Origin of the sequence: Enterococcus malodoratus ATCC 43197, from assembly GCF_000407185.1 — a bacterium.
In the GTDB taxonomy this organism is placed as follows: Bacteria; Bacillota; Bacilli; order Lactobacillales; family Enterococcaceae; genus Enterococcus_A; species Enterococcus_A malodoratus.
The window spans coordinates 1,557,958-1,578,715 of the sequence record NZ_KE136481.1 but is presented as its reverse complement, the minus strand read 5'-3'; the positions used below and the strand labels follow the sequence as shown (position 1 = coordinate 1,578,715).

Genomic DNA, 20,758 nt, shown 5'->3' with positions numbered 1-20,758 from the left:
AGAAATAATCAGCTGCTTTTCCTTAAGTAAGACAAAGAGAGCAGAAATTGAAAGAGTCGAGTTGGGGGACTGGTAAGCAACAATTTTTTCCCAGTTTTTTGTTCGATAAATAGTCCTGCTTACTCAGAATAATCAATTGTTTGTTGCAGAGTACCATCTTGTTTGTAGATTTTGACAGAAGAGTGCTTGTTTTTTGAGATTTCTTTTGCACGTTCAACCGCCTGTTCCTTTGTCTCGAAGGAATCACTGGCTTGATCGGCTTTCTCTGAACGAACCAGCCATTTGTCATCGTCATAGGTCACTTCAACATCGGCATTCATTAATTTTTTAGCATTTTTATTGGTAGTGTGGGAGTCATTCTTTTGCGGTGTCTTTGCTCTCTGAAAGTCTTTCTTTTCGTCTGCTGAAGCATCTTTGTACCATTTTTCTGCTTGGCTTGTTGCAATTGGAATCGCGCGATCATCAGGATAGCCATCGGCCAGTAGCGCATTGGCAATCGCAATCGCTTTTTTACGAATCAATGGGTCTAGGTTCTTCATCGAGGCAGGGTAATCAGTTAGGTTCCAAGGCATAAAACATCCTCCTTTAATTTTGTCTGTATCTCCAGCTTACTATATAAGTACTTGATTTAGAATTTATCTGTTTTGCTAATAGTAGAAAGGAAGAATAGTTTTCGTCACCTAGAATTTATTGTTTTCTTCGAGGGGGAAAAAATTCTTTTTGAAGACGTTTGCTTGCATTTGTCAAAAAATAAAAAATATTAGCTGATTATAGGAATTGATTTTCAAGACCTTTCTTTTCATTTTCATTTGCAAAAGGACTAGAATGAATTCAAATAAAGAACCTCTTTACTACTTTAGTTTATGAAAATCAATTTCTGAAAATAAAAGCTGTTTAGTAATTGTCTTTGATTGCTAAAAGAAAAATAATGATTCTTTTGTTGAAGAGGTCGCTTTAAGTTGATGGCTCAGTCGGGAAAACAGTAAGGGAGAGTATTGATATGGATAAGAAAACTCAAATGAAACTATCCAAACAAACAAAGCAAAGGGTTTTGGCAGGAGTGACGATAGTTGGAGGAACCTTATTAAGCTTGAACTTTTCTGCTGATAATGCTCATGCGGCCGAAAATGCCAACGTAAATGAACAATCAACCGCACTCGTTTCAAGTGAAAAGACGACTCAAACAGAATCTACAAACGAACTTTCGTCGAATAAGACAAGTGGGAATAGTGAAACTCCTGAAACAGCTACTGTTCATCAAGGAAATCAAAATGATGTCTCAGCATCTGGGAATACAGCAGCAAGTGAAAAAGTTTCAAGTGATCAGGATAATAGTGCGGTCTTGAATAATTCTGCAAACAGTTCAGCTGTCAATGATGAAGCAAAATCAACTCAAGACTCAACGGTAGTTCCAGACAAATCAACAGATCAAGATTCAACTGTATCTTCGGCTAATAATGGTCAAGTTGAAAATTCTAGCTCTAGTCAAACAACACAAAGTGGGAAAGTAAACTCAAATACTGTTAATACAAACGAAAAAAAAATCAGTTGAACAGTCATCCGATACTGAAGCTAATTCGTCTCAAAATAATAATACGGGACAAAAAAATACCGATTCATCGAAGAAGGCACAAAGTGATGATCGTTCTAATGCCTTAGAATTAATTCAAGCAGACAAGGCTGGAATTACACCTGAACCTGTTCATCAAAATTGGTCCGCATCGTGGACGCATTCTGTTGAGGGCCAGGAATATAAATATGTTTTACAAATAAAAAATGGGAAAGAAACCTATTCAGGACAAATTGTTACACATGGGGTCGGCTTGGATTGGGAACCAACGAATGACCTGATTCCTAAGGATGCAATTTTCAGAGAAGCAGGCTCTGCTGTTGGGAAATATCGTCTGTATTTAGGCGCTGACTTTTTAAAAATGCTGCAAGATAATAATCCGAATTTCAGTTTGATGTCTGATGAATGGATGAGTCATCCTGAGCCTGTTTGGTATGGAACATATTTTACTATTACACCTAGACCTGTGACGATAACAGTAGGCGATTATCAAAAATATGTCGGTCAAAAGGATCCTAGTTTTGCAGCTAACATAGAAAAAGCGGAGGATACTTCTAAAGCCAATACGGGACTTGTTGAAGGGGATCAATTGAACTATCAGCTTGTTCGCGAACCTGGAGAAACTGCAGGTACGTATAAAATCAATGTTGTACTGGGCGAGAATCCCAATTATATAGTGACAGTCAATGCAGGACAATTAACGATTAAGGCTACTCAAGTTGTTCAAGAAAGCAAAGATGTTACTCGGACCATCAACTATCGTGTGGAAGGGGATGCACAAGCCCCTAAGACGGTCATTCAAAAGGTTCGACTTGTCCGGGAAGTTACTGAAGACAAGGATACACATGAAATAATCAGTGCTGGTCACTGGTACGATGAAACGGCTACTTCTTGGGATAAGGTTTTGGCACCAAAAGTTGATGGGTATACACCGGACATTTCTGCTGTTGCACTGCAGGAAGTCAATGAAGACACTTCCGATACAGTGGTTCTTATTACTTATAAAAAGGACCCTAAGAACGAAGTACCAAATAAGGTGACCAAGCCCAATAAACCGGTTGAGCCAAACAAACCAAACAAACCAATTAAACCAAGTACCCCGGCAATGCTGGTTCATTCGAATAAAAATCAAGAAAACAGTAATCTTACTCAATTCTTGAACTCTTCCCAAAAAACGATCGGCAGAGAAAGCAGTACAAGTAACAGTGGAATGACCAAGCTTGCGACTGAAAAAGAATATCCTGCTACAGGGGAAAAAGAAAACAATATGACGATCATTGGTTTACTGTTTGTCTCGCTAGTTGGCCTTTGGGGTTATTTCAAAAACAAGTTAAAAAATAATTAGTTGAATTAAGAATAACGAACAGAAAAAAAGACAAATAAAACTGCGCGTCCATAGTGGATACGCAGTTTTATTTTATAAAGAAGTGTCAATCTTTTCGAATTTTTGAGACATGTTTGCTGCGTCCGCCGATTCTTGCGGCGAACTGATCAGATTCTCGTTTGCTTTGGAATACCCAAAGCTTCTCAGGGTCTTTTTCACGGGTGCGTTGACCTTCTTTACCAATGTAACCATGGAGTACTTTGACAACATACATAAGATCACCTGCTTTTTGAAGTTTAGCTTATAGTATACGGATCGGTGATATGAAAGCAATGTTTCTGCCTATTTTCTAACTGCGACATGTGCACATGCACAAATGAAGCTGTAAATATACCAATTTTATTTATTGGGCAGATCGTTAAAATGGAAACGTAAACAAAAAATAAGGAGATGTTTCACATGTCAGGTATTACTATCCCTTGGTATGCAGCGATAATTGGTTTGCTTTTCGCGATATTCTCAATTTTGAGAAAAATGAATCCGGTTTATTCATTATTTTTAGGCGCAATTGTTGGATGTCTGATTGGAGGAGCATCTTTAAGTGACACAGTAAATATATTGATTGCTGGTACACAAAGTATTATGGGCACGGCGATACGAGTGCTGGCAGCTGGAATGTTAGCTGGTGTCATGATGGAATCGGGCGCGGCCGAATCGATCGCTCATGCAATCGTCAACAAGCTTGGTGCCAATAAGGCGATTTTATCATTAGCATTGTCAACAATGATCATCACGGCAGTGGGTGTTTTTATTCCAGTAGCAGTATTGATTGTCGCACCGATTGCTTTATCCGTCGGTAAACAAACGGGTATCAGCAAATTAGCATTGTTGACTGCCCTATCCGGCGGCGGGAAAGCCGGAAATATCATCTCACCAAATCCAAATACGATTGCAGCAGCGAATGGCTTTAAGTTGGATTTGAGCAGCGTAATGATTGCAGGTTTCATTCCAGCAGTATTCGGCTTAGTTACAGCAGTTGTCATTGCTAGCTTGATCAAAAAGAAAGGGATGATGGTCCAGGACAGCGATATTGGAGAAGAAGGTGAAAAAAAATTGATGCCTTTAAACAAAGCGCTGATTGCCCCTGTTCTATCGATTGTTTTACTGTTGATCAATCCGATCGGGACAATGCTTCATATCCATGTCTTAGCTAATTTAAAAATTGACGCGATGTATATCTTACCTTTTGCCTCGATTGTTGGTACGATTGCGATGGGACATGCACATCAAATTCGAGAATATTCTAAGGCTGGAATTTATCGAGTAACCGATACAGTATTGATCTTGATTGGTGCTGGAGCGATTGCCGGACTGATCTCTGTTTCTGATTTATCGAAACAAGTTGTTCACTTGATTGCTATCACAGGAATTTCTGGAACCTTCTTAGCACCGATTTCAGGTATTTTAATGGGATTAGCCGTCGGTTCAACTTCTACCGCAGTTATTTTGGCGACCGGCTCATTCGGCCATGCGATATTAGCGACGGGAACTTCTTCCTTGGCTGCTGCGGTAATGGTTCATACAGGTGCAACGGTGATTGATAGTGTTCCTCAAGGAAATTATTTCCACATTACTGCGAATAGTATGCATATGTCGATTAAAGAGCGAATGAAAGTCATTCCTTATGAAATATGTGTTGGTGGTGTAATGATGATTGCGGCGACGATTTTATACGGATTCATTTTGAAATAAAAATGGCAAAATTGATTAACACAAACTATAGAAAAGAATTTTGAGTAATAGAAAATGTAACAGTATGCTGTATAGATAGCGAGTAAGTTGATTTTTTAAGTAGAGTAAGGAGAAAAGCGATGAAGAAAACTTTTGTATTAGCACCAGATTCATTTAAAGAAAGTATGAGTGCAAAAAGAGCCTGTGAAGCAATGGAACGTGGTATTCGTAAAGTTTTACCTGACGCGGAAATCCTTCACGTTCCAATGGCTGACGGTGGCGAGGGAACAGTCGATGCGCTAGTTGACGGCAGCAAAGGAACTAGAGTCGAAGTAGTTGTTTCCGGACCGCTCCCAACAGAAAAAGTTACAACTTACTATGGTTTGTTAGCAGATCAAAAAACGGCCGTGATGGAAATGGCAAAGGCAAATGGAATCGAATTATTGGCCGAAAGCAAACGCAATCCTTTGTTGACCTCTACTTACGGCACTGGTGAGATGATCAAAAGTGCTTTGGACCATGGTGTTGAAAAGATCATCATTGGAATCGGTGGGAGTGTCACGAATGACGGCGGGGCCGGAATGGCGCAAGCGTTAGGTGTTCGGTTGTTAGATGAAGCCGGTCGCGACTTGTCAGTTGGCGGTGGTGCATTGGCTAAATTAGCTAAAGTAGATATAACAAATGTTGATCCTCGTTTGAAAAACACTGAGATCACTATTGCAAGTGATGTGACCAACCCATTGACGGGGCCTACGGGTGCATCTGTTGTTTTTGGTCCGCAAAAAGGTGCGACACCAGCGATGGTGAATGAGCTAGACAGCAATCTTGTTCATTATGCTGAGGTTATAAAAAAGGATTTAACGATTGATGTCAAAAATCAGCCGGGAGCTGGTGCAGCAGGCGGGTTAGGCGCGGGATTGTTAGTCTTTACAGGTGCTAGTTTGCGGTCAGGAGTCGATCTTGTAACCGAATTGACGCATTTGGAAGATAAAATCAGTCAAGCTGACTATGTATTTACAGGCGAAGGTGGTATGGATTTTCAAACAAAATTTGGTAAAGCACCTTATGGAGTAGCAAAAGCCGCAAAAAAATATAATAAACCCGTTTTTGCTTGCGCCGGTTATATTGGCGAACAAGTCGAAGTTCTATATGACGAAGGTATAACTGCAATTTTTGGTATTTTAGGAAAGTCTGGTTCATTGGATGATGCCTTACAGGCGGGAGAAGCCAATTTGGAACGAACAGTGGAAAATATCGTTCGTGTCTTATGTGTTTGAGCGGTGCAAAATTTTTGTCATCTATCGGAATTTCGTTAAACTAAGAAACAAACAGAAAACTCTTAGGACGGGAAATCGATGAGTAATTTATTAACGAAGGAACAAGCAAATCTGATCGTACAGAAATTGATGGCTGATATTCCGTACAATATAAATATTATGAACGAGCAAGGCTATATCATCGCAAGCGGGAAAGAACATCGAATTGGACAGCGGCATCGTGGTGCAGAGCGTGCAATTAAGCAAAGACAAATGGTCGAGGTTTTTAGAGATACATCTTTAGAGAAGCGTGGGACTAATGAACCGATTATTCTAAAGGGTGAATTGTTGGGTGTCGTAGGAATTTCAGGTGAACCGGAAGAGGTTCGGCCGTTTACCAAACTAGTGAAATCTATTGTGCTGCTTCTAGTCGAAGAATTGAATGAGTTCAGTAAGAAAGAGAAGAAGAATCAACAAAAAAATGAGTTTTTAAAAGAGTTGCTTTTGGATAAAGAACACCGCAGTGAAGAGCTGATTCAAAGAGCGTTAAACGATTATGGCATCAATCTACAAAGACCCAATCGCTGTGTTTGGTCAACTGAACAAGAAGAATGCCGAAGTTTATTTCCTTTGCATGAGGTATTTGAATGGAATGGAAATTATTTGGTTTTTGTTGATATGGAAGTCAAGATTGATACAGGACCGGCGAAGTTGCTTGTTAGTCCTCCGCGTTTAAATGCAGGCCGGTGTATTAAGGAAGTCGAGAATACCTTTTTGTATTTGCAATTTTTGCAAATTCCAATCACACACACTTTTTTTACCGAAACCTATTATTTTGCTCAATTGTTTGATTTTCCAATGGAATTGGATCAGGCATTAATCAAAAATGTTGAAGCCATTTATGAAGAATATCATGAGACCTTAATTTGTTTTGCTAACAATAGCACGAATATAAAAGCGGGAGCAGAACAACTCCATATCCATCGGAATACGTTAAATTATCGAATTCAACGTATCTATGAGTTAACTGGAAAAGATCCGAAAACATGGTCCGATCTGTGGGTTTTGATGTATCATTTCGCTTACTGCTTTAAAAAAAGGTTAATTTAAAGAAGTTGTATCTCAGTTAGAAGATACGACTTCTTTTTTTGTTATTATAAAAAAATATATTCGTCAATAACATTAAATATACCACTTATTTATAGTAAGCGTATTCTCTCACATGAGTTTTTACAGTATTGATATTGTTTTAGCGAATAACGATTTTTTAACATAATTGAAAAAGTAAAAGCAGTAGATGGAAAGGATAAAAATGAGTTTAATCCGCTTTTATAAGTAATTTTTTTATATTTAATGACTAGAAAATAACAAAAGATTAATCGTTACTAAAATAACAATCCATCTGTTATTATTAGTAAGGAAACTAAATTATAGTCATTATTTCCTTTTAATCATTATATATAAGCTTATTGATATGGTTATTTTGTTTTTATTATTTTATGGCATATAAAACCGAAAAGGAGTGTTCTGAGTGCGAGGGGATTTTTTTAAGGAAAAGGATTGGAAACTAAATTTTTTTGGCTTACTAACTTTCATCGCGTTAACCATTGCTTTTTCTACACATGTGCTCACTGTTCAAGCTGTTACTGGAAACCCATCGGTCCCTAAAGGTGCGATCGTGGTGGACGGAATTTTTGCACCGCCGAATATCAAGATGAAGCCTGGCGGCAGTGGTGGGAATACTGGTGTAGTGCTTGGACCAAGCGATCAAAATAACGGGGTCCCGTTCTCGGAGGTTGTATTGTCTGGAAGTCAGAATGCTGTCTCTATTTGGGCGGATGACAAATACAAAATGGATTTTTCTAAAAGCTTTAACGGTCGTGAGTATGTCAATTTTGGTACTTCTCAAGCGGATGGTTTCGCTTTTGTTATGCAAAATGATGACAAAAAAACGACGGCTATTACGAACGCGTTGGCGAATACGGATGGACAGAACTTAGGTGTGTATGGCGGATCTGGTTCTTATGGTGCATTTTGGAATGTAACTACGCCAGAAAGTTTTGCTATTAAGAATTCGATCGCAATTGAATTTGATTTATATGCGAACAATAATGGCGGTTCAATGTATGATGCTGATTTTCCAAAGGTTCCCCACATCGCTTACAGCTTTCCAGGGAATTTAGCAAAGGGCTACACCCCTGTTGGATCAAATTGGCAGGGAATTATTGGCACAGGAGCAGTTGCTAAAATCCATCATTATAATCCGCAAGTCCTAAATGGAGTTGTTGGCGATAACATTCAGGATGGAACATGGTATGAGTTTCGGTATGACTTTGATAAAGCAACCTCTTCTTTTACTTACTATCTGTTGAATCCTCTAACTGGGGTAAAAACTCAGACGTTTTCGATTCCTTGGGCAGACTTAAGTTCTGAACTAAAATTGTCTGCTAATGCAAATAAGGCCTATTGGGGATTTACTGGTTCAAACGGCGCGGCCAACGGTCAGGTGAAATTTGTTTTCACACAAGTACCGGTTGATCTAGATGCGGGTGTGAAAAATGATGTGATCGATAACGCGGCTTCAATTGTTGATACGAATAATAGTGAAGAATACCAACAAAATATGCCGGCGGCGGAATATGGAGATCAAGTTACGTTGAAAAGTTCTTTCTCGCTAAAAGCTGGGGAAACATCATTGGCCGTCAACAACTGGGAAACTACGATCAATCCAGAGGTGTTTGATTTGGCAAAACCGATAACAGAGGTTAAAGCAGTAACAGACAATGTAGCGGTAAGCGGGAGTGCAACGGTAGATAGTGCTACAGGGAAGGTTCAACTAGTTTTTCCAGATTTAAAAATTGCCCCAGGCAAGACCGTTGATTTTCAATATACTGTTCAGACAAAGGCTGGCGGGAAAACTACAAAGACTGTTTTTTCTAGTTTGTTCCATACGACTGAGATAGGAAACAATACTGCAAAATCATTTCCGAGCAATCCTGTTCCCTTTTGGGTATTTATGGATTCTCCAACGAAATTGGCGTGGGAACAAAATTCAACGGAACAAAACAAATCGATTAGTTTGGATAAATCGGAAACTACTCAGGATTACCCAGGAAAGTTTCTTTGGAGTGATACAGACAAAAACGAAAAGCTGCAATTTTATCTAAAAAAAGGCAGTGAAATGATCCAAAAACTATCTCAAGTGTCAACAAGCGGAACGACGGATTTTCAAGAGGCTGCATTTACAATTCCAAAAGACAAGATTTCCTATGGTGAAAATGATTTTACTATCGAAGCGTATCATCTGGATCGTAATTCAAAGGAAGTCAAAGAAGCTGCAACACTAAATTTAAAAATAATCGTCAGTGGAAAGTTGATCTTTCAATCAGCGCCCAATGAACTTAAATGGACGAACCGACTGGCTGGGGATTCAAAAGGCACCTTGAGTCGCGATAGTGGAAATACGATGCGCTTGAGTATTATGGATAGCAGAGAAAAGGATCACAACTGGTCTCTGGGAGTGACTGCAAAAGCCTCAACGAATATGCCATTTGAGCTGGTCTGGCAAGGGAAAAACGAGGCTGAGAAGCAGACGATCACTGACAAGCCGTTAACAGTGATGAATTCAAGCAATGTTCCGGCTAATAACTATGTCTATTCCGAAGAATGGGGAGAGACGGAAGGCGTCCTGCTGCAAAGTAAAGAATACATGCATGTGGGCGACTATAGCGGGAAGGTCATTGTTCACTGGAATCTCTACGATACGGAATCACCAGAGTAGGAGGATGGATATGGATAAAAAAAAGGGAATACTATTAGTTCTTTTATTTGGGATTCTTTTCTTTAATGGAACGAAAACCTTTGCTTTAGACCAACCAAACTTTGATTCTGAAGAACAGACAGTGGTTTTTCATTTGATTGAAGAAAAAGGTGGTAACGCTTTTATGGATAAACAACCACCATCAGATCCTAATCAAAAAAATGAAGCATCCTCTAGTGAGTATGCTCTTAATAAAAAGAAGTCGATTTTCCAAAGGTGGCGCATGTTTCCTAGAACGAATGATACTAAGCTGCTGATTCTTTCCTTCATTGGTACATTATTTGTCGGTCTCGCTTTTTTGATCTTATGGAGTAAAAGGAGGGAGTCCGATGAAATGGAAAAAAATTAATTTTCTCCTATTAACTGGAGGTTGCTTTCTGCTGATTTTCTGCACTGCTGAAGTTGCTGCCCATGCACAGGTCGAGACCCCGGTTGCGATAAATATTATCGAAACACCAATTCGATTGGTAAAGGTGAGGGCCCCCACCTTTGAGACAGCTCATGTATCTTCAAAACGACAGACGCTTAAAGCCACAGGAAATTTTGAGATTCAAGTAAAGGATCTAAGGCAAAGTAAAACAACACCGTGGAAATTACTCTATCAGCTGACGAATTTTTCTAACGGTAAAAAGTATTCGGCAACGATTAATCTAGGAAAAGGAACTGTACGTGCATTAGGCGAAGAGAGTAAAATCACTGCGATGCCACATGCCGTATCAGTAGGTGCGAATGAAACAGGAACACTTGTGACTGCTCATTCCGCGGAAGCTTCTGATTACCTTTATCGGGTCGATAAACAGGCAATAGCTTTGACTATTCCAGGAAATCTTCCGGCAGGAAAATTTACAGGTAAGCAAACGGTTCTATTGCTAAACACCCCTGAGGTTAATTAGCTAATAAGCTGATTAATATAAAATAACTATTTAAGTATGAGGAGATGTGTAAAATGAAAAAATCAACAATCTTAGGTTCTTTAGTATTAGGTGCGCTATTAATAGCGGTAGGAAGTACTGGTGTACAGGCTGCCGAAGTTGCAGGACAAAAAGGTGAAACAACAACGATCGTCAAGATCAAAGACAATTCAGATCCGACAAACCCAACAGACCCATTAAATCCAGCGGCACCTGATCAAAAAATGCTGACATTGGAAAAGGTACCAAGCGGCTATACATTTGAATCTAAATTGCAAAATAATCAATATACAATCAGCAGCGGAACAATCACTGACCCTACAGTGGATGTCTTTAATGATCGAATTGATCGTGAATGGTCTGTAAAAGCGGCAGTCTTAAATAATAAAATCACTCGTTCTGATGCGAAAGACTTCACTGTTGATTCGTTCAAAATTAATGATAAAGAAATCTCTGCAACTGGAGCTGATGGCGTAGTAGCGAAAGCTCAAACTAGCAAGACAGAAGCGAATAACACTGGGGTCGTTAAAACACCTATTACAGCTATTGCAATCGGATTTACGGATAAGGACAAAGTTTTAAAAGTTGGGGATCAGTTAGATGGGAAGATTCAATACCAATTGTATAATACGGCAGACGCAAAATAAAACCTGTACTGACCGTTCTTCCATTAACAAGGAGATAAGGTAGATGTTCAAAAAAACAACGATTCGATTAGCAGGGCTTATTTTCTTGGCTTCCCCCATTTTATTTCCATTGGTATCTTATGCGGCAGATACTAGTGGAGAGGTTGGCTACAATATCCAAGCGGTCATTCCTGAAAACCAAGGAGATAAGACGAAAAGTTTTTTTGATCTGAGAATGACTCCGGGACAAAAACAAACGGTTTCTATTATGATCAATAACACGTCGAATCAAGATTCAAAATACCAAATCAATATTAATCAAGCGTATACGAGTGATCAAGGCTTTATCGATTATAGCGAGTCGAAGAAAGCACAAGAAAATAATTATCCTTATAAAATCAATACTATAGCTAAAACCGATAGTAAAGTTGACGTTGCCAAAAACAGCAGCAGAGAAGTACCAATTACTTTAACGATGCCAGATGAAAAATATGATGGTCAAATTTTATCAGCGATTCAAGTTGTTAAGGACAGCGAAGAGACTAAATCGGGTATTTCCAATAATTACGGCTATCTATTAGGTTTGAAATTGACCGAATCAGATACAGAGGTTCATCGTCAATTAAAGCTGAAAAAAGTGGAACCCGCTGAAAGTTTCGGCAAAACAAGTATTGCGGCTGTGTTGGAAAATCCAACGATGGATGCATATGGACATTTAAAATATGAAGCAACTGTCAAAAATTCAGCCACAAACAAAGTGGTTCGCACGGTTTCTTACGACAAAGATATGCAGATGGCTCCAAATTCCCGGTATCGTTTCGCAATCGATTGGGAGAAAAAGAGATTAGAAGCAGGGGACTACAGCCTGCATTTAAAAGTATCTGATGCTAAAAACAATGTTTGGGTATTTGATCGGAAATTTACTATCTCAAATAAACAAGCGAAGGAAGTCAATGCTGCGACTATTGATGCAGCAACTGAAGATAGCTTGCCGACTTGGGTCTTTATCGTGATTGGAATTTTATTAGCAGTCATTTTGCTGGGAATAATTTGGCTTATCTTAGCGAAGCGGAAAAAGGATAAAGAAAAAATGTAACTCATAAACAAAGAACCGCAGACTTGGGACGTGTTTGTCCAAGTCTGCGGTTCCCTTTTTTATGCTGCAACAGATAAATCTAAATTTTTTTCATTAAAGGTATTTCCATGATCTAAGTCCCCATATTTAAAACCGCGTTTGAACCAGTCGATTCGCTGCTGACTAGTACCATGAGTAAAGCTATCAGGGACAACATAGCCTTGATACTCTTTTTGCAGTGTATCGTCTCCGATCGCATTTGCCGCAGTGATAGCCTCATCGATGTCGCCTTCCTCCAAAATCGGCTGTCCCTGATAGGTCTCGCCAGCTAGATATTTAGAAAAACATCCGGCCAAATAATCGGCTTGCAATTCTAAACGAACACTGTACTTATTGTATTCGGTCTCTGAAACTCGTTTTCGAATTTTATCTAATTGAGCTGAGATTCCCAGTTCATTTTGCACATGGTGACCAACCTCATGAGCAATAACGTACGCCATTGCATAATCACCTGTTGCGCCATATTTGCTGGACAATTCATCTGCAAAGCTCAAATCTAAGTATACGTTTTGATCTGCTGGACAGTAAAAAGGTCCGACTTGTGAACTGGCCTGACCACAAGCGGAGCTGACACTATCTGTGAAAAGGACAAGTTTAGGATTTTGATATGACTCATTAAGCTGATCGAATTCGCCATTCCAATAATCCTCCAAGTGAGCAAAAACGACCGCCGCAAATTCTTTTTGATCGGTATATTCTTTAGTTGAAACATTTTCTGTTTCATAAGTTGCTGGTGTGATGTCACCACCCAGAGTATCCGTGACCGTACTTAAATCTCCCCCGGAAATGAAAAAAACAAGAATAGCAATTAAAAATACACCGATTCCACCACCGGCCGCTATTTTACCCGCAGGTCGCCCGCCACTGCCTGAACGATCTTCTACATTTGAACTTTGCCGATCTCCTCGCCAACGCATAGTGTTTCCTCCTTCTGTCTTTTATAATTATTTTAGACGAAAGGGACAACGAGCCAAAGAATAATGCTTTAAGAGAGCTGTGACTGTTCGTTGACAGGTTTATCTTTAAATTTATTTTTCACTTTTTTCAATCGGTCATGAAGGATGAAAAAATGGGTATTTTTTCTGTAAAACACTTAAATGGCGGCAATATGGAGGAAATATCGATCGTATTTCAATAATTTAAAAAATAATATTGAAATGTATTTGTAACATTCTTTTTATCTGCATGATATATCACTGTGTTAGAATTACTTCTGACGTTATGCGATCTATCATTTAAATCAACATAATAGCCGGAGGAATAATTAGTGAAAAAAAGTATATTAGCAGCATTGTTAGTTTGTACAATCGCTGTATCAGCAGTACCGAGTATTGCTTTAGCAGATAATTATGATCAGCAAATCCAAGAAAAAGATCAAAAGATCAGTGACCTACAAGGTAAACAATCGGATGTTCAAACACAAATTGACGGATTAACAAGTGAGATTGCAACGGTTAGTGGAAAAGTTAAAGACTTAGAAGCGAAGCAAGATCAATTAAATAAAGATACAATGAAGTTGCAAGATAAAATTGCTACATTGAAAGTGCGTATCGCAAAACGTAACGAAGTGATTAAAAATCAAGCGCGTGATACTCAAGTAAAAGGTCAAGCAACTAATTATGTTTCAGCTGTTTTAGAAGCTGATTCATTATCAGATGTGGTTGGTCGTGTACAAGCGATGTCAACTATTGTAAAAGCGAATAAATCTTTGATGGAACAACAAAAAGCCGATGAAAAAGCGGTTGAAGAAAAAGTTAAAGCTAATGAAACAAAGGTTGCTGAAATCCAAGCAAACCAAAAAGAGTTAGAAACACAAAAGAATGAAATTGCGAATAAGCAAGCAGAGCTAAACGTTGTGAAAGCAAATTATGCTGCAGAACAAGCAACTGCTGAACAAGATAAATCTAAATTGAAGAAACAACAAGAAGAAGCGAAAGCAGAACAAGCACGTGTCTTGAAAGAACAGCAAGAAGCTGCGAAAGCACAAAAAGCTGAGCAAGAACGTCAAGCGAAGGAAGCTGCAAAAGCGCAAAAAGCTTTTGAAGATTCTCAAGCGAAAGCTGCAAAAGCACAAGAAGAACAAGCGAAAGCAGCTACTGAAAGCTCAACAGCATCTTCTACTGAAGCATCATCAAGTGCCAGTGAAGAAAGTTCAACTTCATCTTCTTCAACAACAGAATCAAAAACAGAAACGACTACGACTGACAATAATGAAACTCCGGCGCCAACACCTGTACCAACACCAACAGGTGGAAAAACTGACCACACTGGTTCAGGTAATATGTACGCAGTAGGTCAATGTACTTGGTATGTGAAAAATGTTGCACCTTGGGCTGGAACTTATTGGGGGAATGGTTGCCAATGGGGAGCTTCAGCAGCAGCTGATGGTTTCCAAGTAGACGGCACACCAACTCCTGGTTCGATCGTTGTCTTTGGCCAAGGTCAATCAGTTGGAACATGGAATGCGGATCCCTCCTATGGACACGTAGCGTATGTTCAATCATACAATGCTTCAGACAACACAATCACTATTACTCAAGGTGGTATGGGCTTCCCATCACCAACTGGACCAAACACTGCAACATTGAGTGCAGCTGGGTTACAATATATTCACCCATAAGAAATAAAATAGAAACGAGTTTCCGAATCTTCGGAAACTCGTTTTTTTGCTATAAAGAAAGATCTTTTAGGAAACAGTCTTTTTTGAGCCGTTTATAATAGCGTAAATGGACAATAGTAAACAAATAACTGCTAGAAAGGCCATTATCCAAAAGATATTATGAAAGGCACGAATAAAATCCATCCCTAACTTTGGTGTGATATAGCGCACATTAGGCAGCTGACCGAACAGAACCGCAGATGAGATACTGATTCCTAAGCTCATTCCGATTGTTCTAAAAAAAGAAGTCAATGAACCAGCGACACCAGTAAATTCTTTTTCAACAAAAGACATCGCCATCGAATTATTTGGTGATAAAAAGCTTCCCATCCCGATACCATTCAAAATAATCGGAAATAATACTAGTGGCCAGCTAAAATGCAGTGGATAAAATGTATAACCAATTTGTGAAGCAATCAGGACCAGTGTCCCGATAATTATTAATTTGCTTGAACCGATACGGTCTGAGAGACGACCAGCAATGGGAGAAATTATCAACATTATTGCAGACTGCAGAATCATGACTAGCCCACTAATCAGTGGACTGATCCCATTAAAGCTTTGAAGATAAAAGGGCAGTAAGATATTGGACGCCACATTGGTAAGCATTGCTAAGAATAGGGCAAACATGGAAAGCATGAAGTGTTTATTCCTTAAGACACTTGGTGAGATCCAAGGATTCTTACTATGATCATCTTGGATAAAAGAATAAATAGTTAGTGCCGTTCCGCCGAAAAAGGCGATCATTCCTACTAAGAGCCGTCCATGTGTACTCTGAAAGAACAGACTGGAAAGTGATAAGCTGATGATTCCGATGGAAAAGAGTCCTTGTCCTAACCAATTTGCTTCTTTTAAGGGGCCTTCAACGGTAGCTTTAGACAGTTTTGGAAGTGGAAAAACTTTATATCCGATAATACTGAATAGTAATCCGATAGGTACATTAATCAAATAAATCCAGCGCCAAGAAACAGCGGATAAAACAACGCCGCCTAAAGCCGGCCCTGAAATGGAACCAACGGAAATGAACATTGAGATTATCGACATCGTCGTTCCACGAGTTTTAGGCGTTGAGTATTCTGTTGTGATTCCGAGTGAGTTGGCCATAATCATGGCAGATCCGATGGCTTGAACAACACGACCAATTAAGAGGATCAGAAAATTAGGAGCGAACCCATTGATTAGTGAGCCCACGGTAAATGATACACCGCCTAAAAGAAAAATAAACTCTTTAGAAATAAGATCGCCCAGATGACCAAAGGCTACCAGTAAAATAGTTGTGGTGATCAAACCGATTTGTACGATCCAAGTCGCTTGGTTATTAGAAATCAATAAAGCCCGGCTGATTGTTGGCAATGCCAAATTGGTACTTTCACCGGATAAAGCAGTAATAAAAGAAAACAGTCCTAAAATAATTATTTCTTTGCTAAGTATTTTTTGTTTTTCCATAACAATCCCTCCTAAAGTCGAGGATTCCAATTTTTCTTAATTATAGTGATTGTAGAATAAAAATACGAATGAAACGTTTTCTTTGAATTTTTAATCATTTGTAAAGAAAATTTCGCTGATTTTAGAGTGAAAGTACTTTTGTTTGAGCGAGGAGAGTCGTGGTGCTAATATGATTGGTGTGAATGAGAGAAAATGTTTTTTAGCTTGAAAGAAGGAATCACTCATGAAACAAGTATTAATATTAGGCGCTCATGGAAAAATTGCACAACGTGTCACAAAGAATCTTTTGGCACAGGACGTTCATCAAAAACTTTTTTTGCGTAACTCGGCTCGTTTGAGCATTGATGATCCGGTGAAAGAATCATTGATTGAAGGAAATGCGACAAGTCTATTCGATTTAGAACAGGCATTAACGGGAGTCGATATTGTTTACGCAAACTTAGCGGGAAAAATTGTAGAGGAAGCCCAAAATCTTGTTGCCGCTATGAAGGCTAAAAAGGTCAAACGTTTAATTTGGATTTCAACCTTAGGAATTTATGATGAAGTTCCGGGTAATTATGGAAAATGGAATCATGAACAATTAGATGGGGGCTATCTAGAAGCATATAGCAAAGCGGCCCGTGTGATTGAAGATTCTGGCTTAGATTACACAATCATTCGCCCCGCATGGTTAACCGATCAAGAAGAGGTCGATTATGAACTAACTAAAAAGGGCGAAGTGTTCAAGGGGACTGAGGTTTCTCGGAAAAGTATTGCGGACCTCGTTACAAAAATTATTGATACCCCGAATTCATTTGTGGGTGATTCTTTAGGTGTAAATAAACCAAATACCGATGGTGATAAGCCAGCTTGGTATCGTTAATAGGAAAACGGCCTGCATTATAATGCAGGCCGTTTAGCTTTGTAATCACAAAATCAAAATTATTAAGAGGCTGATTTATTATAAGTAAAATCTAGAAAACGGAAAATGAATAACTATAAACAACGGAAAAACGAAAAGAGGAATCCTTATTATTTTAGTGAGCTTTTTGACGACTCCAATATAAATAACCAATAGTTAAACTAACACCAAGGACAAGACACAAAGCAGAGATGAATAAGATTTTTTGGCCGGCTAAACTCCCCGTACTGGGCAATGTACCTACATGAGGTTCATTTTTAACAGTTACTTCAAGCTTATTTCCTGAAGCAGTGATCCCACCGATTCCTTCAACTTGCGGATGTGATTCAATCACGACTGTTCCTTGTGGAGTAATTCTAATCTGAATTTTTTTGTCCAGACCAATAAAACCATTGGGTGTCTTGGTTTCAGCCAGCTCGTAAGTGCCTGGTTCTAGTCCAGTGAAGGTAAATGTTGGACCGTTCTCAAGCGTTTTATTATACGTATTTTCGACACCTGTTAAACGGAAAGCGGCTCCTTTAAGGGCAGTATCCGTGTTATCAGTTTTGTGTACAACTAGTTCGAAAGGTTTTAGTTTATTCGTTTTTGTGACATCGGTATTTTTGCCGTCAATGGTTGCTTCGACTCCTGAGCCATCGTCTTTTTCAGAAACAGTGATCGCAAAATCCTTTATTTTGATATAGCCAGTAGGTACCGTTGTTTCTTCGACATTAAAAATACCAATAGGAAGATCTTTAAAAGTGACTGTTCCATCATCAGTTGGTGCCACATCTTTTTCTGCCACAATGTTTTTTTCTGTTAAAGTGGCGGTAAATTTCGGTTTATCATTTCCAGTGAAAGGCGTACTGCCATCATGACCGACTTTCTTAAAAGAAGTATCGGTTGTCATCAACCTGTTTTTGATAATGACTCCTTCTGTTGGCAAATCGTTTGAATGGAAATTATTGGGAGTGTAAGCTGGCTTAGCATATCCGATTACTTTATCTGAATTGCCGACTCTTTGGATCACGCGATAATTGATTGCAGGATCGCCTGGAACATCCATAAATTTTCCTTTCGTGCTGGCATCATTCTTCAAAGTAAGTTGTTTTTGATCGGTCCAGTTTGCCCCTTCTTTTTTCTGTAAGACGGCAGTTACATCCTCGCGCATCTTCCAATGATCTGCATTATCGTTTTCCCATTGTACTTCTACTGGTATATCGAAATCCTCAAACTTGATTGGTGCCTTTACTGAAGGAATACCAAAGTCTAATTTATCGGTTGTCCGTTCGGGTGTCGGACTAAAAGTGGAGCTCTTGTTAACTTGATACCAAGTTCCCGACTTGAAATTTGTATCGTCAGTTTTTAAACGAACACGATAGGTGAGTTGAACTTCTTGTCCGTCAGATAGATTGAGGTTGCTTACATTAATTGTTCGTTTGTTGTTTGCGGTTGCGATCTTCGGCATGTCGGTAGCAGTAATGTCTTTTTCCTGCCCATGCTTAATTTGCTTTGGATTTTCTGGATTTCCCACAAGTTCTACCATGTCGCCTAAGTCATCCGTGATTTCTCCTTGGTCAACGGTTCGAACGATGGTGTTGTACCATTGTTTTAAGTAATCTGCTATTTCTGAACTCCTTTTAGCTTCATAGAAGAAATAATCATTTTGTGTATCCCCTGCAGCATCGCGTTTTTTTGATGCCATTTTGTATAGTCCTCTTAGTAATTCGGCATCCGAATGCTTTTCATTAGGGTTGCTTCCCTTTGCAGAAATTTCAAGTGCCAGAGAATGAATCTCGATGTCTGACTCCTTAAGCGATTGCGCCATTGAGTTTGCCGGAGTCAGATGACTAGTAATTCTCAAACTGTTAGGTGGTATTGGCGGGTTTTGCGGATTATATGGAACTCTTATTTTGGTGGTCATTTCTAAGGGCAGATTTCCATTACCGAGAGTGGTGCCCACGCGATACTGATTCCCGACTTTATCGTTTACCTTTGTGATCCGAATCGGATCGAAATACATGCTATTATCAGCAATAGCTTCTGTAGGGGTCCAACTATGTGTCGGTCCGCCATCTGTTAAGAGAAAAAGTATTTTTTTTCGTTTGCCTGTCGCATCTGCCTTTTGAAATAAATCTCGTGCAGTGGCCAAGGCTCTTTCCGTATGTGTATTCCCATCAGGTTCAAGATTCCGATAATTAGTGTCCAAGGATTTCCATTTTGCCGGTGAGTTTGATATGTCGACAACTGTCTGACTATCGTTCCAGCCGATTTCGGGTTGGTAGGCGGCAAAGATATTCCCTCCTATTCGAATATTATCGGTATTCGCAACATGCATACTCTCCAATTGATTAATCAGACTGGTAAAAGCATTGGATGCGTCCGGTTTCCGCTTGAGCTCTCGCATCGAATAAGAATTATCTAACAAGAAAACAAGATCCACTCCAGGGTCGTAATTAAGATATCCGCGAATGTCCATTTGGACATCGAATTCATTTTCTACGTTTGTTTCCTTCACGAGTTTCCTTATAGATAAATTTGGCTTGGTCATCTGACCGTAGTGGATGTATGATTTGGTATGATCGTCTGCGGCTACATCCCAATGATCTACACCATCCCAGACATCCGCAGCTTGTTTTTCGTACCCGCCTTGGTGATTTATGACATTCAGCTGATTATTGGGGACCCAAGAATGTTCTGGATAATCGCCGATTGAACTGCCAAACAGATACTTCGGAAGTTTATTTTTGTACAAATCATTTTGTCCCGAAAGTGATGCTTGAGCAGTTGCTGGAATTTCTGGCCCAGCTTGAAGAAGTTTAGTTTTCTCCAATGAAATTGATGCATTTGTACTTTTTTCTGTCTCTTTATTTGGAGAGTATTGGTTTGAATTCGTTGCGACTTCTAACCAATAAGATTCAGTTTGGGCCAGAATATTTTTGTTTACTTTACGTTCATCTTGATTTGTGGGGTGTTTGACCCGTTCGTCCATTTCAATAAACATTTGCAGTTTTGTTTCCTCTTTTGGAAGAACGATGGGTATCTCTTTTTTTGCAGAAGACGTGAAGCCTTTTTCAATCAGCCAATCTTCCTCTTTCTCCATTTCATTAATTGGAGAGTAATCGATGACTCTTCCAGTTTCGCTTAAAAGTTTTATTTTTAAGCGTTGTTGAGTATTTTCCGTGGAAGCCCTGTGATCGAATTTTATTCGAAACACATTTTCTTTGTTCGACGTTTCGGTGCTGTAGGAAACCTTTATACCGCCCTTATCCATTAAGCAGATTTCTTTCGTTTCAGCAAAAACGATTGCAGTAATTGGTAAAATTTCCAAGCACGTTAGAAAAATAATCGCAAATACTGTCATTATAAAGCCGATTTTATTCCATACCATGATTTCCGC

At 39.2% G+C, this 20,758-nt stretch carries 17 protein-coding genes; 12 read left to right on the top strand and 5 right to left on the bottom strand.

The annotated features are described in order from the left end of the window. Window positions 1–119: 119 nt before the first annotated feature. Window positions 120–572, bottom strand: a complete 453-nt coding sequence (locus tag I585_RS07750; protein ID WP_010742936.1) for a DUF2188 domain-containing protein — start codon at window positions 570–572, stop codon at window positions 120–122. 428 nt (window positions 573–1,000) lie between these two features. On the opposite strand from I585_RS07750, the gene I585_RS07745 reads away from it, so the two are divergent. Continuing rightward, window positions 1,001–1,552, top strand: a complete 552-nt coding sequence (locus I585_RS07745; RefSeq protein WP_010742937.1) for a hypothetical protein — start codon at window positions 1,001–1,003, stop codon at window positions 1,550–1,552. A 271-nt stretch (window positions 1,553–1,823) separates the two neighbouring features. Beyond that, window positions 1,824–2,915 carry a mucin-binding protein gene (locus I585_RS07740; RefSeq protein ID WP_010742938.1) on the top strand — a complete coding sequence of 364 codons (1,092 nt, stop codon included), beginning with the start codon at window positions 1,824–1,826 and terminating at the stop codon, window positions 2,913–2,915. Window positions 2,916–3,000: 85 nt separating this feature from the next. Here I585_RS07740 and I585_RS23355 read toward each other — a convergent pair whose 3' ends face one another. Next, window positions 3,001–3,168: a hypothetical protein gene (locus I585_RS23355; protein WP_010742939.1), complete on the bottom strand. Its 168-nt coding sequence runs from the start codon at window positions 3,166–3,168 to the stop codon at window positions 3,001–3,003. Between the two features lie 185 nt (window positions 3,169–3,353). On the opposite strand from I585_RS23355, the gene I585_RS07735 reads away from it, so the two are divergent. The 8 genes from I585_RS07735 (at window position 3,354) to I585_RS07700 (ending at window position 12,334) form a co-directional block, all read left to right on the top strand. Continuing rightward, window positions 3,354–4,646, top strand: a complete 1,293-nt coding sequence (locus tag I585_RS07735; protein ID WP_010742940.1) for a GntP family permease — start codon at window positions 3,354–3,356, stop codon at window positions 4,644–4,646. Between the two features lie 119 nt (window positions 4,647–4,765). After that, window positions 4,766–5,902: a glycerate kinase gene (locus tag I585_RS07730; protein ID WP_010742941.1), complete on the top strand. Its 1,137-nt coding sequence runs from the start codon at window positions 4,766–4,768 to the stop codon at window positions 5,900–5,902. Between the two features lie 78 nt (window positions 5,903–5,980). Then, window positions 5,981–6,991 carry a CdaR family transcriptional regulator gene (locus I585_RS07725; protein WP_010742942.1) on the top strand — a complete coding sequence of 337 codons (1,011 nt, stop codon included), beginning with the start codon at window positions 5,981–5,983 and terminating at the stop codon, window positions 6,989–6,991. Window positions 6,992–7,412: 421 nt separating this feature from the next. Continuing rightward, window positions 7,413–9,662 (top strand): L-type lectin family protein, encoded by a 2,250-nt coding sequence (locus I585_RS07720; protein WP_010742943.1) that lies wholly within the window; start codon window positions 7,413–7,415, stop codon window positions 9,660–9,662. A gap of 10 nt (window positions 9,663–9,672) precedes the next feature. Then, complete coding sequence (locus I585_RS07715) at window positions 9,673–10,050, top strand: LPXTG cell wall anchor domain-containing protein (protein WP_010742944.1); 378 nt, start codon at window positions 9,673–9,675, stop codon at window positions 10,048–10,050. Further along, on the top strand, window positions 10,031–10,594 hold the full coding sequence (locus I585_RS07710) for a hypothetical protein (RefSeq protein WP_010742945.1): 564 nt from the start codon (window positions 10,031–10,033) through the stop codon (window positions 10,592–10,594). The genes I585_RS07715 and I585_RS07710 overlap by 20 nt, the downstream gene beginning before the upstream one ends. 53 nt (window positions 10,595–10,647) lie before the next feature. Next, window positions 10,648–11,259 (top strand): hypothetical protein, encoded by a 612-nt coding sequence (locus tag I585_RS07705; RefSeq protein WP_010742946.1) that lies wholly within the window; start codon window positions 10,648–10,650, stop codon window positions 11,257–11,259. 43 nt (window positions 11,260–11,302) lie between these two features. Continuing rightward, window positions 11,303–12,334 carry a WxLIP family cell surface protein gene (locus I585_RS07700; protein WP_010742947.1) on the top strand — a complete coding sequence of 344 codons (1,032 nt, stop codon included), beginning with the start codon at window positions 11,303–11,305 and terminating at the stop codon, window positions 12,332–12,334. A 59-nt stretch (window positions 12,335–12,393) separates the two neighbouring features. On the opposite strand, the gene ypfJ is transcribed toward I585_RS07700, so the two are convergent. Then, entirely contained in the window at window positions 12,394–13,290 is an 897-nt protein-coding gene (gene ypfJ / locus I585_RS07695; RefSeq protein WP_010742948.1) for a KPN_02809 family neutral zinc metallopeptidase, read from the bottom strand. A 350-nt stretch (window positions 13,291–13,640) separates the two neighbouring features. On the opposite strand from ypfJ, the gene I585_RS07690 reads away from it, so the two are divergent. Further along, window positions 13,641–14,993: a CHAP domain-containing protein gene (locus tag I585_RS07690; protein WP_010742949.1), complete on the top strand. Its 1,353-nt coding sequence runs from the start codon at window positions 13,641–13,643 to the stop codon at window positions 14,991–14,993. Between the two features lie 66 nt (window positions 14,994–15,059). On the opposite strand, the gene I585_RS07685 is transcribed toward I585_RS07690, so the two are convergent. Beyond that, a complete protein-coding gene (locus I585_RS07685) occupies window positions 15,060–16,478 on the bottom strand; it encodes an MFS transporter (RefSeq protein ID WP_010742950.1) in 1,419 nt (472 codons plus the stop codon). 223 nt (window positions 16,479–16,701) lie between these two features. On the opposite strand from I585_RS07685, the gene I585_RS07680 reads away from it, so the two are divergent. Further along, complete coding sequence (locus I585_RS07680; protein ID WP_010742951.1) at window positions 16,702–17,340, top strand: SDR family oxidoreductase; 639 nt, start codon at window positions 16,702–16,704, stop codon at window positions 17,338–17,340. 154 nt (window positions 17,341–17,494) lie between these two features. On the opposite strand, the gene I585_RS07675 is transcribed toward I585_RS07680, so the two are convergent. Further along, the gene (locus I585_RS07675) at window positions 17,495–20,749 is read right to left on the bottom strand and encodes a VWA domain-containing protein (RefSeq protein WP_010742952.1); all 3,255 of its coding nucleotides are present in this window, start codon (window positions 20,747–20,749) and stop codon (window positions 17,495–17,497) included. Between the last annotated feature and the right edge of the window lie 9 nt (window positions 20,750–20,758).